Source organism: Streptomyces sp., assembly GCF_031178505.1.
Lineage (GTDB): Bacteria > Actinomycetota > Actinomycetes > Streptomycetales > Streptomycetaceae > Streptomyces > Streptomyces gulbargensis.
The window spans coordinates 1-14,635 of the sequence record NZ_JAPSIW010000087.1; the positions used below are offsets into that span (position 1 = coordinate 1).

At 69.6% G+C, this 14,635-nt stretch carries 15 protein-coding genes and 1 tRNA gene; 2 read left to right on the top strand and 14 right to left on the bottom strand.

Features of this window, described 5'->3' with window-relative positions; translation table 11 throughout:
* Both RIF68_RS09410 and RIF68_RS09415 read right to left on the bottom strand, forming a co-directional pair.
* Positions 1-611 (bottom strand): M28 family peptidase (locus RIF68_RS09410; protein ID WP_309050689.1); only part of this gene is annotated, 611 nt, incomplete at its 3' end.
* 184 nt (positions 612-795) lie between these two features.
* A complete protein-coding gene (locus tag RIF68_RS09415) occupies positions 796-2,385 on the bottom strand; it encodes a M20/M25/M40 family metallo-hydrolase (protein WP_309050690.1) in 1,590 nt (529 codons plus the stop codon).
* A gap of 256 nt (positions 2,386-2,641) precedes the next feature.
* Here RIF68_RS09415 and RIF68_RS09420 point away from each other — a divergent pair.
* Both RIF68_RS09420 and RIF68_RS09425 read left to right on the top strand, forming a co-directional pair.
* Positions 2,642-2,718, top strand: a tRNA-Pro gene (locus tag RIF68_RS09420).
* A 459-nt stretch (positions 2,719-3,177) separates the two neighbouring features.
* Complete coding sequence (locus RIF68_RS09425) at positions 3,178-3,411, top strand: hypothetical protein (protein ID WP_309050691.1); 234 nt, start codon at positions 3,178-3,180, stop codon at positions 3,409-3,411.
* Positions 3,412-3,526: 115 nt separating this feature from the next.
* Here the strand turns inward: RIF68_RS09425 and RIF68_RS09430 are convergent, their stop codons facing one another.
* The 12 genes from RIF68_RS09430 to RIF68_RS09485 all read right to left on the bottom strand — a co-directional run bounded on the left by RIF68_RS09430 (position 3,527) and on the right by RIF68_RS09485 (position 14,237).
* The gene (locus tag RIF68_RS09430; RefSeq protein ID WP_309050692.1) at positions 3,527-4,216 is read right to left on the bottom strand and encodes a hypothetical protein; all 690 of its coding nucleotides are present in this window, start codon (positions 4,214-4,216) and stop codon (positions 3,527-3,529) included.
* A gap of 32 nt (positions 4,217-4,248) precedes the next feature.
* On the bottom strand, positions 4,249-5,739 hold the full coding sequence (locus RIF68_RS09435; protein ID WP_309050693.1) for a hypothetical protein: 1,491 nt from the start codon (positions 5,737-5,739) through the stop codon (positions 4,249-4,251).
* Between the two features lie 152 nt (positions 5,740-5,891).
* A complete protein-coding gene (locus RIF68_RS09440; RefSeq protein ID WP_309050694.1) occupies positions 5,892-6,653 on the bottom strand; it encodes a class F sortase in 762 nt (253 codons plus the stop codon).
* A 5-nt stretch (positions 6,654-6,658) separates the two neighbouring features.
* Positions 6,659-7,528, bottom strand: coding sequence for a type II secretion system F family protein (locus tag RIF68_RS09445; protein ID WP_309050695.1), 870 nt, complete (start codon positions 7,526-7,528; stop codon positions 6,659-6,661).
* Between the two features lie 27 nt (positions 7,529-7,555).
* Positions 7,556-8,503 carry a type II secretion system F family protein gene (locus RIF68_RS09450; RefSeq protein ID WP_309050696.1) on the bottom strand — a complete coding sequence of 316 codons (948 nt, stop codon included), beginning with the start codon at positions 8,501-8,503 and terminating at the stop codon, positions 7,556-7,558.
* Positions 8,503-9,795: a CpaF family protein gene (locus tag RIF68_RS09455; RefSeq protein WP_309050697.1), complete on the bottom strand. Its 1,293-nt coding sequence runs from the start codon at positions 9,793-9,795 to the stop codon at positions 8,503-8,505. Before RIF68_RS09455 ends, RIF68_RS09450 begins: the two co-directional genes overlap by 1 nt.
* A gap of 236 nt (positions 9,796-10,031) precedes the next feature.
* Positions 10,032-11,261: an AAA family ATPase gene (locus tag RIF68_RS09460; RefSeq protein ID WP_309050698.1), complete on the bottom strand. Its 1,230-nt coding sequence runs from the start codon at positions 11,259-11,261 to the stop codon at positions 10,032-10,034.
* Entirely contained in the window at positions 11,258-12,004 is a 747-nt protein-coding gene (locus RIF68_RS09465; protein ID WP_309050699.1) for an RcpC/CpaB family pilus assembly protein, read from the bottom strand. The genes RIF68_RS09460 and RIF68_RS09465 overlap by 4 nt, the downstream gene beginning before the upstream one ends.
* Positions 12,005-12,063: 59 nt before the next feature.
* A complete protein-coding gene (locus RIF68_RS09470) occupies positions 12,064-13,098 on the bottom strand; it encodes a Tad domain-containing protein (protein WP_309050700.1) in 1,035 nt (344 codons plus the stop codon).
* Positions 13,086-13,457, bottom strand: a complete 372-nt coding sequence (locus RIF68_RS09475) for a TadE/TadG family type IV pilus assembly protein (RefSeq protein ID WP_309050701.1) — start codon at positions 13,455-13,457, stop codon at positions 13,086-13,088. Before RIF68_RS09475 ends, RIF68_RS09470 begins: the two co-directional genes overlap by 13 nt.
* Before the next feature lie 129 nt (positions 13,458-13,586).
* Entirely contained in the window at positions 13,587-13,826 is a 240-nt protein-coding gene (locus RIF68_RS09480; protein ID WP_309050702.1) for a Flp family type IVb pilin, read from the bottom strand.
* Positions 13,827-14,030: 204 nt separating this feature from the next.
* The gene (locus RIF68_RS09485) at positions 14,031-14,237 is read right to left on the bottom strand and encodes a Flp family type IVb pilin (protein ID WP_309050703.1); all 207 of its coding nucleotides are present in this window, start codon (positions 14,235-14,237) and stop codon (positions 14,031-14,033) included.
* Positions 14,238-14,635: the final 398 nt, after the last annotated feature.

Below are 14,635 nucleotides of genomic sequence, written 5' to 3' on the forward strand. Positions count from 1 at the left end.
GGGTCGTTCCCGGCGAGGTCGTCCACGTAGTGCTGGGAGCCCAGCAGGTCGATCTCCTCGGCGCCCCACCAGGCGAAGCGCACGGCGTTCTGGAGCTCCGTGCCGGCCAGGGCCTCGGCCACGGCCAGGATGCCCGCGGCGCCGGAGGCGTTGTCGTTGATCCCCGGTCCCCTAGGGACGCTGTCGAGGTGCGCGCCGACCACGACGGTGCTCGCCCGGTCCCCCGAGCCGGTGTCCGCGAGGACGTTGTAGGACTCGCGCTGCTCCGAGTGGTCGAAGTGATCGTCGTGGTCGGAGTAGGGGGTGCGGAACGACTGGACCTGCGGGTCGTAGCCCGCCTCGCGCAGCTTCTCCACCACGTACTCGACGCTGGCACGGTATCCCTCGGTGCCGTCCGCGCGGTTCCCGCCGTGGGCCTGCGCGATGTCCTCGAAGGCCTGCAGATGCTTCTGCAGCGCGTCGGCGGAGACCGCCTCGGTGATCTTCTGCGTGGCGTCCCCGGTGTCGTCGGCGCCCGTGGCGGCACCCGTGGCGGCACCGGTGACCGCGAGCGACAGGGCAGCGGCCAGGGCGGCTGACACCAGCCAGGGACTGGACTTGTACCGGGCCATGCGACGTCCTCGGGCCGATGCTGTGCCGGCCGGGCCCGGATCCCGGGCCCGCCGACGATGTCCGCTCAGGACAGCACTCCCCCCGCACGGCGTCAACAGGCGACACCCATATGTCCGGGCTGGAGGGCGCCGTGGGGCCGAGCCTTCCCGCGGCGTGCCGGGTGGGGCCTGGTCCCGGAGAAGGTCAGGAGCCGGCGTGCTCGTGGGCCCGGGAGCTCATACCCTGCCCCTGGTCCTGGGTGCCCGCGTCCCCGGTCGCACCCCGGTCCGGCGCGGCGGCCCCGTCCTCGAGCTCCTGCACGGACGTGGCGAAGCGGAGCACGACGGCGGCGGCCGCGTCGGTCATTTCCTCCAGGCCCTGGGTGTTGACGTTGCTGATGTCGTCGCAGGGCAGGTGGTAGCAGAAGTCGTAGGCGATGCCGGCCCGCCCGCCGAACAGGGCCGCCTGCTCCACGGTCTTGATCCCCTCGCCACCCGTGAACAGTCCTCCGGAGGGAACGCCCTCGGCGATGAACGGGCCGTAGTCGCTGCGGCCGCTGAACTCGGTCTCGCCCGAGGCCAGGCCCACGGAGCCGAAGTGCTCGTGGAACGCGGCCTCGATGGCCGCGGACCCGGCCGGCGCGGTGACCGTGCCGCCCTCCGGGGTCGGGACGGGCGGGAAGGCGGAGTGGTCGCCGTCGTAGACGAAGCGGCCGTAGTTCGGGGAGCCGATCATGTCGAAGTTCAGGTACAGCGCGACGTCCTCCAGCGCCGCGGGGTCACCGGCCTTGAGGCCGGCGACGTAGTGCGTGGAGCCGAGCAGCCCGGACTCCTCCGCGCCCCACCAGGCGAAGCGCACCCGGTTCGCGGTCTGCTCCCCGGCCAGGGCCTCGGCGATGGCGAGGATGCCCGCGGAGCCCGTGCCGTTGTCGTTGATCCCCGGCCCCTCCGGCACGCTGTCCAGGTGCGCCCCGACCATGACGGTGTTCTCCGGGCTGCCCGTGCCGGTCTCGGCGAGCACGTTGTACGTGGTGCGGGACTCGGAGACCGTCTGCGCCGTCACGGTCACCTCGCCGCCGCCCAGCAGCGCGGTGCCCGCCGCGTAGCTGAGGCCGACCGCGGGGATCGACACCAGCCCGGGCTCGCCGAGGGTGCCGGGGACGACGGCCTCCTCCCCCGGCAGGCCCGTGTTGAAGATGAGGACCGCACTGGCGCCGGCGGCCTGGGCGTTGGCGGCCTTCTGCCCGAAGGAGCAGGTGCCGCGCTGCAGGAGGGCGACGCTGCCCGCGATGAAGGCCGCGAAGTCCTCGGCCTCGCACCCGCTCGTGCCGGCGATCCGCTCGCCGGTGGTGTCCACGGCCTGCACGGGCGCGGTGACCGTGCCGGAGCCGGAGAAGACCATGACGGCCGCCTCCTCGGGCGAGAGCGTCCGGGGAGTGCCCCTGGCACCGGGCACCATGACCGTCGTCGGCACGGCCTCTGCGAAGTACGGGAAGTCGAAGGCCTGGATCTGCGGTGCGTAGCCGGCGGCCCGCAGCCGGCCGACCACGTAGTCGACGCTGGCCCGGTAGCCCGGTGTCCCCGAGGCGCGGGTGCCGGCGTTGGCGTACGCGATCGCCTGGAGCACCTCGAGGTGGGTCGTCACATCTTCCGCGGAGACGGCCTGGGTGATCGCGGTGCCGCTCGGGCCAGCCCTGCTCTCCGGGGCGGGCGCGGCGACGGCACCCGGGGCGGCGAGCGCCAGGGCGCCTGCCAGGGCCGTGGCGGCGGCCCGTCGGCTGGTGTGGTGGGACATGGGCCCTCCCGGGGCAGGGGCCGATCGGGGGCTCGACCGTGAGCGGACCACGAGCACCGGTTGATGCGGTGACATGCACAGAGTCCCACCTGACCAGGAGCGACGCAACGGTTCCGGTGGTTTTGGGAACGGGAACGACCCCGCCGGAACGAGCGAAGCCGGAGGTGCGACACGGTGGCGGGGGGCCGATTTCGCACCCGCGCGGACGGACCGCTATGATGGAGCAGTTGTTTCCGGCAGGACGCCGGATGCTTCACGGGATGTGGCGCAGCTTGGTAGCGCGCGTCGTTCGGGACGACGAGGTCGCAGGTTCAAATCCTGTCATCCCGACCAGTGTGATGTCTCAGGACATCGGCAAGGCCCGAACCCACGCATGTGGGTTCGGGCCTTTTGTCATGCTCGGGCTTGGCGGGTCCAGGTGGGGTCGATGGTGAGTTCGCGCAGCAGTCTTCGGCACGGGGCTGATCAGTTCGGCGCGGCTGAGCTAGCCGCTGATCGTGGTGTGGGAGATCTGCTAGCCGTGGTGGTGCAGGCGCCAGGCGATGGTCTCCGCGCTGGTGGGGTCAACGGCCGACAACGGGCGCAACCCTCGAAGGACCTGTCCCCGCATGAAGCGACAGTTCCCGCCCATAAAGTTGCAGAGGCATGAATCGGGCTCCCTGCGACGAGCCCGACCGCCCGGCTGCAGGGGAATCCGGTCGGTCCACGGCTTCCCCGCCTGCCGTCACGACGCCCGTGGCACGGGCGTCCCGGGGGCGCCCGGCACCCGATCGCTCCGGGGAAGAGAACTTCATGGATTCCGACATCGACCGTGTCCTCGACGAGACCGGCAACGGCGTGCCGAGCGCCGCGCTGCAGCTGCTCACGGACCGGTCCCTGCGGCTGGGCGTCGCCTTGATTGTGGCGGCCGTCGTCAGCTCCGCGCTGACGACGAAGGTCCCGTGGACCCGCCAGGCCTCCGTATGGCTGTATTCGATGGCCGCCGTTGCGTGCTGCGCCGTGCAATGGGCGACCGGCTCGGCATGAGCTGCACGCAGAAGGGGCCGGGCCCCGCCGTACCGGATGCGTCGGGGCCCGGCCCCTTGCCGTTCATCCCGCCCCGGACGACTCATTCCGATGGGGTCGGCGGGCGGGATGCAGGCTACTTCGCGCGGACGGGGGCGAGGGACAGCGTCTCGTTCCCGCCCTGGACCTTCCGGTCGGCCAAGGTCCACCCGGAGGGCAGGAGCTGCTCGGCCAAGTCCTCGGTGAGCGCCGCGTCCGCACCGGCCTGACCCAGCTCCTCCTCGAGGGCTCGGGCGAGCGCCTCCTCGGAGAAAGGACCGTCCGGACCGGCCAGCTCCGGGGCGGCGAGGTCCTCCAGCACGCAGATCCCCTCGCAGGTGAGCTCGACCACCAGGCCCGCCTCGAGCCGGGTGGAGGTGGTCGTGGTGGTCGACGTCGTCGTCCGCTCGGTCATCCGTCCGGAGATCTCGCCCGCGGCCGGTGCGGCCGGGGCCTGCACCGGCGCCGCCACGGGAGCGGGAGCAGGGGCGGGAGCCGCCACGGCTGCCGCGGCCTGGGACGAGCCGGCGCCGCCCGTGGCGGGCGTCCCGGTCGCAGCGCTCCGGTCGCCACTTCTCTCTGCGGAGCCGGAGGACGGGGCTTCCGAAGCCGGGGCGGCCCGTGAGGTGCGCTGCGGCTCCGGGGTCGCGGACGGGGTCGCCGTGCTCAGCGGCGGGAGCGGCTCGTAGGTGTGCGCGGACCGGGCCTCGGCGGCGGCGCCGCCGCAGCCGGTGAGCGCCGCAAGCGCAAGCGCGGCCAGGGCGAGGAGGCGGGTCTGCTGGGTCATCGGGATCTCCGGGAGCGAGTGGGTGGGGGCGGTCAGAAGGTCGGGTCGGAATCGGCGGGCCGTCGGCGGTGCAGCACCCAGGACCCGAGGCCAGCACCCACGGCAAGCACGGCCAAGAGCACCGTGGTGGACTCCTGCGGGGCGGCGGTGAGCTGCACGGCTCCTGTGCCGGTATTTGCCGTGACGGCGTCGGCGTACAGGGAGTCGTAGCCCGCCCCGTACCCGACGCCGGAAGCCACGCTGCCGGAGACGGTCGTGGTGGTCTCCGTGACGGTCTCGGTGTGCATGCTCGTCGACTCCTCGAAGAGCACGAAGGCGTCCAGAGTCGCACTCACGCGCTGCACGGCCTCCGGGGCGACGACCACGACCGGGACGTGCTGCTCGGGCATGGTGTCGTCTCCGGCGGCGGGATCCGGCCGCACCACTGCGTCCTCGGCAGGCTCCCACTGGGGCTCATCGGCACCGTCAACGGCGTCCGGGTCCTCGGCGGTGCCGTCGTTTCCGGCCGTCGGGTCGGCGCCGGGGGTCGACCCCGCCCTACCGTCGTCGGACTCCTCCTCGTCCCCGGCGGGCGCGCCGGGATCCGGATCGGGAGTCTTCCGGATTGTGAAGGCGGCACTCGCGGACCAGTTCAGCTCGCTGTTCTGGCCCGCGATGAGCAGATCACGGTAGCGGTCATCGGCGAGGACGGTGAGTTCGGTAGAGGGTGTCGTGACAGCCACGGTCGCAGTGAGCTCGCCCTCGGTGGTGCCGGTAGGCACGGCCAGATGGAGCACCTGCTGACGGTCGCCGCCGGTGAACGTCCGCTCGCGGGTCCCGTCGGCGAAGGTCACCGGCCCGGCGAGGGTCACGGTCGCGGTGTCGTAGATCTCCGGTAGCTGGACGAGCAGGCGGTCGGGACTACCGTCGGGGGCCTTGGCCACGGAGATCGCGTAGCTCTCCTGCGCCACGAGCACGGGCACGTTGAGGCGGGCGTCCTCGATCATGACGTCCGCGCGGTCGAGGTGGGACCGCTCCAGGCCGGACAGCTCTGGATCAGGGACCTCGGCACTCGCGAGGGAGCGCACGGCCCAGTGGACGGCCAGCGCCTCGTGCGCGTCCGCGGTGGCCCCGTGGACGGAGAGGATGTACGCGGCAAGGGCGGCGTTGTCCGGCGCCCAGTAGACGGGGGCGTCGCCCACCTTCTCGCCGACGACCTGCGTCCATCCGCCGGCGGGGTCGTCGGCGGGCTCGGTCAGAGTGTAGTTCGCGTCGTCGAGGACGTCCTCTCCCACCGGGGCCAGGCGCTGGTCCTCGTGGATCCCGTAGGCGGTGTCACCGTTGCTCAGCGTGACGGGGGTGAAATAGTGCTCCGGCCCGGTGGTGGGCGTGCCCTCGGGAACCTGCACCGCGGTGCCGTTGATCCCCACGGGTGCGGCGGCAGCCGGCAGTGCTGTCAGCAGCGGACCGGCGACCGCGGTGGTGCCGGCGAGCACCGCGGCGGCGAGCAACCGCGGGCGGCGGGCGGACGGGGTGGAGGGCATGGCTGTCTCCTGGAGAGGGGGGATCGTGACGGATCGGCGAGGGAACCACCGTCGTTTACCAATGTAATTGCATGGGGTGCCGGCGTCCCGTGGAAGACGCCGCGCGACGGGCGGTGTACCCGCAAGAGCGGACATTCTCACGTCGCGGACCGTCACGGGACGGGCGCCGTCTCGGGGTCGAGGGCGAGGTCCACCACGAGGTTGTTGGTGTAGGACCACGTGGGTGAGCCGTCGGGCCGGACGTAGTACCCCGAGCAGGTGATGAGGGACAGCTCGGGCTCACCAGTGAGCTCGAAGACGTCCTGCGGCAGAGCGGTGCGCGGGGTTGGCTCCCGCACGGCGACCACCGTGTAGGAGTGAACCGCACCTGAGCCGTCGGAGACCCACAGCCGCTGTCCCGGCTGCGCGGTGTGCAGCGTACCCAGAGCCGGGGCCTCGGTGGGGTGGTCGACGTGGCCGGCCAGCACGGCGTTGCCCTGAGCGGCGCCGATCGGGGCCGACTTCTCGTACCAGCCGAGCGCCGCCCGGTCCGCATGGGTCGGGACGATCATGGCCCCGGTGCCGTCCGTGCCGACGGGCTCGAGGGCCGCGTCCACCCCGATCGACGGGGAGCACACCCGCGCCCGGGCGAGCAGGTCGCCGCAGGTCTGCGGGCCGGTCACACCGGGACCGGGACCGGGGTCACCGGCCGCCCGGGCGTCGTCCGCGGTCAGCGAGGCGGCGGCGAGCGGGCCAGGTGCGCTCACCGAGGCAGGGTCCGGGTGCTGGACGTCCCCGCCGACGACGATGGGACCGCCCAGTTGCTGCTGCACGAGGAGGCCGGCCGCGGCGAGGGAGACGGCGGCGAGGAGGGCCGAGAGCGCGGAACGGGACCGGAACCGCCGTGCGAACGCTGCTTCAGGCTGATTGAGCATCCGGGTCACATCTTCAGGAAGTTGAGCACGGTGGGTCCCAGCACGGTCAGGAAGAGCACAGGGAGGATGAAAAGCATCAGCGGGATGAGGATCTTCGTCGGGATCTTCTGCGCCGCTTCCTCGGCCCGCTGGCGGCGCTTGATGCGCATCTCGTCGGCCTGCGTCCGCAGCACCGAGGAGATGGAGATGCCGTAGGCGTCAGCCTGGATCACCGCGCGGGTGAACTGCCGCAGGTCGGGCACGTCGGTGCGCTGCTCGAGCGCGAGGTAGGCGTCGCGTCGCGGGATGCCCACGCGCATCTCCTGGAGGGTGCGCACAAGTTCCTCCGCGAGCGGGCCCTTGCCGTTGTGCCCGGCCCGGGCCATGGCGGACTCGAAGCCGAGGCCGGCCTCCACGGCGATCATCATCTGGTCGAGGGTGTCGGCGAGCTCGAGCCCGATCGCCTTCTGCCGCTCGATGCCGCGGGAGTAGAGCAGCAGCTCCGGCAGGAAGTAGCCCACTGGTACCAGGACCACGGTGATCAGCAGGATCATGCCGTTGCCGCGGGTAAGGGCGAGGAACAGGAGGCCTACCAGCAGGGCAGCGCCTAGGGCGTACACCTTGTACGCCAGAAGCCGGGCGACCGGCCACTCCACCGGCCGCCCGGCCTTGGAGTAGAGGCTCTCGATCCGCTCCTGACCCTTGCCGGAGGTGAAGCGACGCGCCCAGCCGAAGTCCGGTGCCTCACGTGGCGTTCCGGCAGCGGCGGTGTCGAACCCCGCACGCAGGTTCAACCGGACCAGCCGGTCCCCGCCCCAGCGGACGCCCACGACAAGCCAGACGGCCATGGCAGCGGAACCCGCAAGGAGGATCAGGCCGAGGTAGAGGGGAGTCATGGGACGTCCTTCGAGACGAAGAGGTTGCTAGAACTTGATCTGGATGATCCGGGACATCCAGAAGCCGCCGATCGCAAACATCAGCAGCGCGACGCCGATCATCGCGTAGCCGATGAGGCCATTCGTGACGAACTGGGAGATGTACTCGGGAGATATCAGGGACAGGATCGCGGCGATCAGTACGGGCAGCGCCATGAGGATGTAGGCCGACATCTTGCCCTCCGCCGCGAGCGTCCTGACCTGACGCTTGATCTGATTGCGTTCCCTGATGGTCCCCGCGACGCGGTCGAGCACCTCCGCGAGGTCTCCGCCGACCTCGCGGTGGATACCAATCGCCTGGGCGACCCAGGAGAAGTCCTCCGAACCCATGCGCTTGGCGGCCTGGTCGAGTGAGGTGTCGAGGTCCATGCCGAGGCGGGTCTCGTTGACGATCCGCGTCAGCTCTTCAGACGTCGGGGCCTGTGATTCCCTCGCCACCGCATCCACGGCGCGCAACAGCGAGTGGCCGGCCCGCAGCGATCCGGAGAACAGCTGGAGGGTGTTGTCCAGCTGGTCGGCGAAGGCCCGTTTGCGCCGGTTCGTCATGGCACCGACCGCCAGCTTGGCCGCCAGCGGAGTCGCCAGGAAGAACAGCAGTCCGAGCAGGAGTCCTCCGGCGAGGGTTCCGACGACAGCTGCGACCACCATCCCGATGACCACCAGCACCAGGAAGTCGGCCGGCGAGGACTTGATGCCGGCGTTCTCCAGCGCCGCGGCGACCTTGCGAGTCCAGCCCTTGCGCTGCAGGAACTCCGCCACCGCTTCGGTGGTCACGCCTGAGAGCCGGGACAGCTGCGAGGACTCCGGCTCCCGGGGGCCGCGCGGAGGCCGGCGCCGGTCCATGGGCAGTCGCGGGGTGCGGGATCGGAAGACCACGGACAGCCCGAGCAGCCCCGCGAGAAAGAGCAGCCCGAAGCCGGTGAACAACGGTGCCATCAGCGCCTCCCCGGGTCGAAGACGGAGGGGTGCAACTTGATGCCGTAGTCCTCGAACTTGTCCACGAAGCGCGGCCGCACCCCGGTGGAGCGGGTCGTGCCGCGGAACCGGCCTGTGCGGGGATCCACGCCGGCGTCCCAGTCGAAGAGGAAGGCGTCCTGCAGCGTGACGGTCTCGCCCTCCATACCTTGGATCTCGGTGATGTGGGTGACCCGGCGGGTGCCGTCGCGCAACCGGGACAGCTGGACGACCACGTGGATGGCCGAGGCGATCTGCTCGCGGATCGCCCGTTGGGGAAGGTCCATGCCGGCCATCATCACGAGGGTCTCCAGTCGCGAGATGGTGTCGCGCGGGGAGTTGGCGTGGATGGTCGAGAGCGACCCGTCATGACCGGTGTTCATCGCCTGGAGCATGTCCAGCGCCTCGCCACCGCGGCACTCCCCCACCACGATCCGGTCGGGCCGCATGCGCAGGGAGTTCTTGAGCAGGTCACGGATGGTGATCTCCCCGCGGCCCTCGATGTTGGCCGGCCGGGACTCGAGTTGGACCACGTGCTCCTGCTGCAGCTGGAGCTCCACCGCGTCCTCAATGGTCACGATGCGCTCACCCTGCGGGATGAACGAGGACATGACGTTGAGCATCGTGGTCTTGCCCGTGCCGGTGCCGCCGGCAACGAGGATGTTGAGGTGCGCCTCGACGCACGCGCGCAGCAGCTCGGCCATCTGCGGGGACACCGACCCGAATCGGATGAGGTCCTCGACCGTCAGCGGGTCCTTGGCGAACTTGCGGATCGTCAGGGACGATCCCTTGACCGCAAGCGGTGGGATGACGGCGTTGACGCGCGAGCCGTCGGGCAAGCGGGCGTCAACCAGGGGCGAGGACTCGTCGATGCGCCGGCCCACCTGGGTCACGATTTTCTCGATGACGTGGCGCAGGTCCTGCTCGGAGGCGAAGGTCGACTCAGACAGGGTCACCTTGCCCTTCTGCTCGACGAAGATCTGGTCCGGCCCGTTGACCATGATCTCGGTGACCGAGTCGTCGTCGAGCAGCTCCTGCAACGGTCCGTAGCCGAGCACGTCGTCGCTCACGGAGCGGATCAGGCGGATCCGCTCCTCGGAGGACATCGGCACCTGCTCCTCGGCGACGATGCGCGTGAGCTCCCGGGTGGCGAAGTCCTTGAGCTGGACGTCGCTGAGGCTCGAGTCGGACTGGCGCGAGCCGATCCGGTCCAGCAGCTCCTGCTTGACCCGGTGCTTGAGCCCGGCCAGCGCATCGAACTTCCCGGCCTGCACGCGCGGGGCCGGCTCGGTCGGGGCCTCCGGTAGGGGGCCGGGAAGCACGAGCGAGCTGAGTGCTGGTGTGTCGTCGGCCGCTGGTGGGAAATCCTCACCCGTCGCGGGAGCAATCTCGGCCTCGGACGAGAGCCGGGAGTCGGTCAGTCGATCTGTGGCGGGCGCGAAAGGTGCCGGAGCGGCAGGCGGCGGGGAAAGGGTCTCGCCGCGGGCGGCGGCGAGACGTTCGGCGAGCTTCACGAGCGGACCAAGGCCTTCCGGTGCAGGCCCCGCCGGACGGCGGGGCGGTCGGGGGCGAATGAGTCGATGAGGGCCTGCAGCTGCCGGGCGGCCTTGTCCTTGGGCGCGTGCAGCACGAGAGGCTCGCCGCGGTTGGTGGCGTAGGCGGCCATGCGGGAGCGTGGGACCACGAAATCGACCGAGGCACGGATCGTGGCCTCGATGTCCTGCACCGACAGCCCGGTATTGCGGTCAGCGGCATTGACCACGACCTGCGCGCTGGGGGGCACGAGGTCGATCTCCCCCAGCAGATCCATCTGCTTGCGCAACCCCCGGACGCCCGGGACGTCCATCCCGGTGAGGAAGACGACGTCGGTGGCGGCCTCGAGGGCGGCGAGCGCGTGCTCGCCCATGCCCGGCGCGGTGTCCACGATGACGTATTGGAACTGTCCCGAGAGCTGCTCGAGAAGGTGCGCAACCTGGGCACCGCCGACCAAGTCCCCCTCGGCCGGGTTGGCCGGGGTGCACAGGGCGTAGATCGAGGCGGGGTGGACGGTCAGGAAGGTCTTGAGCACGAGGCCGTCGTCCACGGCGGGGCCGGTCACGGCCTCGGTCAACGAGTGCTCGGGAGCCAGCCGCAGCGCAGCGGCGACGTCCCCGAATTGGACGTCCAGGTCCACGATCACCGTGTTCATGGGGGCGATCCTCCCCAGTCCCACGGCCAGGTTGGTGGCCACCGTGGTCTTGCCGACCCCGCCTTTGGGCGAGGTCACGACGATCGTGCGGGAGTCGTCGCGCGGGACCGCCGGCACGGCGTGGAGGTTCCCGGTCACGGGGCCGCCGTGCGGCAGCACGCGGCGGCGGGACTCTGCTGCGTCGAGCACACGGGAGAGCGTGCCGAGGATGCCGTCGGCGTCGGCGTCGAGGTCGAGCACGTCGCGGAAGCCGGCGCGCATCGCGGCCACGGCGAGGGGCATGTCCGAGGGCGCGACCAGGAGGAGGGAGACCTCGGGGCGCTGGATGTCGAATACGCCACCCAGGCGGAGAGCCTCGGAGAGGTCCACGCCCGGGCCGAGCACGACCACCGTGGGCAGCTCGCCGATGGAGCGGCCGAGCAGCTCGTCCGGGGTGGCCGGCAGCGCGGTGCCGAGGACGGTCTGCACCTCGCCGGGCAGCCGACCCTGGACGGCCTGGCGGAAGCGCGCGTCGTAGGAGGGGTCGCCGGTGACCAGCAGCAGGCGGCTCATGAGAAGTCCTCCCGCGTGGCGCCGTTGGCGTTCTCCTTGGCGCCCTCGGGCTCGAGCGAGAGCCAGATGCGGCCGAACTCGGAGGCGTAGACGATCTTCTCGGCGGTGTCGGCATTGACGGCGAAGGTGACGAGCATCGCACCCTCCGGTACGGCCGGGGCCTCGGAGCCAGTGGTCCCAGCGCTGTCCTCGCTCTCGACGGGTGCCGCCGTGGCCGGCGCGCCCTGGACCGAGGTGACGAGGACCTTGTCCAGGTCCTTGGCGGTCCGGGACGCGCGGCCCTCGTCTCCCTCGAAGGAGACGAAGAAACCGACCCGGTCCCCGGCCGTGAGCTGGCCGCCGACCACGCGGGGGGCCTCGAGCTGGACGGTGACCTCTTGGAATCCTTCCGGCACGGGGACCGTTCCGGGCGCCTCGAGGGCCTGGCGGTCGACCAGCCGGGAGCCGAGCAGCTGCTCCCCCGGTTGCAGGTCGACGCCGGCGACCTTGCCGCTGTGGCCGTCGAGGGAGGACAGCGCACCCTCGGGCACAACGGCCGCGGGCACGGTGTGCAGGGCGACGGACTCCCCGAACTCCTTGACGGGAGTGCCTGCGGGGATCGGCGCGGTGACGAGGTAGACCTCGCGCGGCTCCTGGTCGTCCAGGGCTCGGGCGTCGGCGGTGCCGACGTAAGTGGTGACGAGGACGAGGCCGGCAATGGCCAAGACGGCCATCACGCAGCCGGCGAGAATTCGGGTCTTCACGGGAGTGTGATCCTCACGGGTGGGCAGTGGAGAAAATGCGGGAGAAGAACGGATTGGACTCAGTTGCTGAGCTTCACTACAGCCGCCCCGTAGGTGAGTGGGCCGTCGTCGGTGTACAGCTCATCGAGACTGGCGTAGCGCACGAAGGAGCCGATTATGCCGCGACAGTTGCCGGTGCACAGCCCTTGATTCGCATGCTCCCGGACGTTGACGTTGTTGTCGTCCTTCGCATTACCACCGAAATTCCATCCCGTGACTTTGAAGGCGATCCATCCGGAGATGTAGTACTTGGCGTTGTTGCCGCTGTCCGAGGTGCTGTCGTACACGGGCAACAGAAGCGTGTCTCCGATGGACTTGTTGAGCAGGTTCTTGAGCACCTCATCGCAGGAGCCCGCGAAGTCGTTGCCGGGATCACTGAAGACGATGTCGTCGTACGACGTCTCCTGGCCGCACTCCGCCTTCGTACCTTGCCGGAACCAGCCGAATCCACCTGGAACCGGACGTCCCTCGTGTGCGCAGCCTGGCAAGCTGGACTTGCCCGTGATGTCGAGAACCACTGTGGAGCCGGACTGCTCGAAGGCCTTGGTGGCCTGGCAGTGCGACACGGCGATGGGCAACATTGCCGGCCCGGTGCCTGGACCGCCCCATGAAGCAAAGGCGGCCGCGGAGATCGACGGGTCGTCGACACCCAGCAGCGGTGCGATCGCGAGGGCGAGCTTGCCCGCGTCCGCCTGTCCGTCCTTGGCCTGCGTCTGCACCCGTACCGAGGCGGAGGTGGGGAAGGTCAGCGACGCGATCTCGGACAAATTGTCCCGGGTGTTATCCCGCGCGATGTCCGACGCGAGTTGCGAAGCCGAGGCGGAACACGTGGTGGGACTCTCGATGCAGTTCTGTGCAATGGCCAGGGCCGCGGAGTCGGCGCCGTTCTGCAGTTGTGCCCGCTCCTCGTACATCATCCCGACGTCGATCGCGATGGCTGCGAAGCCAAGGAGGACCACGAGTGCCAGTGCGGTCGTCACAGCGATGGCGCCGCGTTCATTGTGCGTGCGGTGGCGCGCCCGGGCTATTTCCAGGTGGTCGATCAGCCTCCGCATCGCATGGCCGCCTTACCCGTGAGTGTCATGTCCCCACCAACGCCTGTAATCATCTTGAGGTTGTAGGTGATCGTGACGTGGACGTTGGATTCCTTCGGGCAGGTCTCTGTGGAGAAGGTGAAGTGGGACGCTTTCAGGCCAACAGAAGGTGCGGCTCCGACACCGATCGTTGTGGCATCGCCTGAATCCTTGTGAATTGCCATGTACCGCGCGGTTTCACGGGCGGCATGCGTCAAACTGATTTGAGTGTTGTAGGCCCGGCCGAACTCGATGATGCCCAGCATGATGAACAACAGCATCGGCAGGACCAGGGCGAATTCCACGGCTGCGGCCCCGCGCTCCGAGTGCCATCGCTTCATGGTGGGTCCTTGCGAGAGATGTGAGGTGTTGCCGTCCCGTGGCTAGGAACAGAGCAGCGTTCAGTGGCTCGATGCGTCGCGGCGTCCCCGAGAGGACGCCGCGACGCATCAGAGTGGCGTCAATGGCGGCTACGGGGACGTGGTGGTGGTGGCGGCGGGCGTCTTGCCGGAGGTGAGGCTGATATCGGTGAACAGCGTGTTGATCTTGGGGCCGAGGATGGCGAACGCGGCGACGATGATGACCGCCATGAGACCGACGATCAGGCCGTACTCGACGGCGGTGGCGCCCTTTTCCTCCCGGGTGAGGCGGGCAAGGACCGAGTTCTTGGCGTCGTCGACGTACTGAAGAGTGACGAGAATGGGCAGCATGATGACTCCTGAGAAAGAGAGGGGTTGCAAAGAAAGATCGTTCGTTTACGCCGGTGTTGTGGGCACTGGAATCCTTACGCAGTGACACTGGCGCGCACACGGGGCTTGGGGTCCTCGTGAACCTGTGCAGGGGTGTCTGTTTTGCAAGTGCCTCGAGCAGCACCGCGAGAGGGCTTGGTAACGCGCTCCCAGCCCTTGTCAGGCCTACTTCGACGTCAGGCTGATGTTGGTGAACAGCGTGTTGATCTTGGGGCCGAGGATGGCGAACGCGGCGACGATGATGACCGCCATGAGACCGACGATCAGGCCGTACTCGACAGCGGTGGCGCCCTTCTCCTCACGGGAGAGTCGGGAGACGATGGCGTTCCTGCCGTCAGTGACGTACTGAAGAGTGACGAGAAGAGGCAGCATGATGTGTCCTTAGAAAAAGGGGGTAAGGAGAGGGGTCGTCAGCTTTTGTCGGTGTTGCCTGTACTCGGCTCCCCGGACCGGGCTACTGACCTGTCAACGAGATTAGCTCTAGCAAAGACACATCAACAACCATTTCTTTGCATACAGTTTGGGGGACGTCAAAGAAGGACGTAATGCCTGGTCAGAGGCTCATTCATCTTCATGGACGCTCCCCCTGCGCCCTTTGTCCCCCTAATTGTGGTCAGAACGCGCTGGCCCGCAGGTACTCCCGGACCAGCCGCTCCCCCCACACGACCGCCACGAGGGCGCCGGCCAGCATCGACGGACCGAACGGCACGTCGCTGCGCAGACCTCCGCGCCGGGACGCCAGGACGGCCAGCCCCGCCACCGCACCGAGC

Bases quoted from the DNA above. Each gene is read 5' to 3' on its own strand.
- RIF68_RS09415 (WP_309050690.1), bottom strand. From the start codon at position 2,385: ATGTCCCACCACACCAGCCGACGGGCCGCCGCCACGGCCCTGGCAGGC.
- RIF68_RS09425 (WP_309050691.1), top strand. From the start codon at position 3,178: ATGGATTCCGACATCGACCGTGTCCTCGACGAGACCGGCAACGGCGTG.
- RIF68_RS09430 (WP_309050692.1), bottom strand. From the start codon at position 4,216: ATGACCCAGCAGACCCGCCTCCTCGCCCTGGCCGCGCTTGCGCTTGCG.
- RIF68_RS09435 (WP_309050693.1), bottom strand. From the start codon at position 5,739: ATGCCCTCCACCCCGTCCGCCCGCCGCCCGCGGTTGCTCGCCGCCGCG.
- RIF68_RS09440 (WP_309050694.1), bottom strand. From the start codon at position 6,653: ATGCTCAATCAGCCTGAAGCAGCGTTCGCACGGCGGTTCCGGTCCCGT.
- RIF68_RS09445 (WP_309050695.1), bottom strand. From the start codon at position 7,528: ATGACTCCCCTCTACCTCGGCCTGATCCTCCTTGCGGGTTCCGCTGCC.
- RIF68_RS09450 (WP_309050696.1), bottom strand. From the start codon at position 8,503: ATGGCACCGTTGTTCACCGGCTTCGGGCTGCTCTTTCTCGCGGGGCTG.
- RIF68_RS09460 (WP_309050698.1), bottom strand. From the start codon at position 11,261: ATGAGCCGCCTGCTGCTGGTCACCGGCGACCCCTCCTACGACGCGCGC.
- RIF68_RS09470 (WP_309050700.1), bottom strand. From the start codon at position 13,098: ATGCGGAGGCTGATCGACCACCTGGAAATAGCCCGGGCGCGCCACCGC.
- RIF68_RS09475 (WP_309050701.1), bottom strand. From the start codon at position 13,457: ATGAAGCGATGGCACTCGGAGCGCGGGGCCGCAGCCGTGGAATTCGCC.
- RIF68_RS09480 (WP_309050702.1), bottom strand. From the start codon at position 13,826: ATGCTGCCCATTCTCGTCACTCTTCAGTACGTCGACGACGCCAAGAAC.
- RIF68_RS09485 (WP_309050703.1), bottom strand. From the start codon at position 14,237: ATGCTGCCTCTTCTCGTCACTCTTCAGTACGTCACTGACGGCAGGAAC.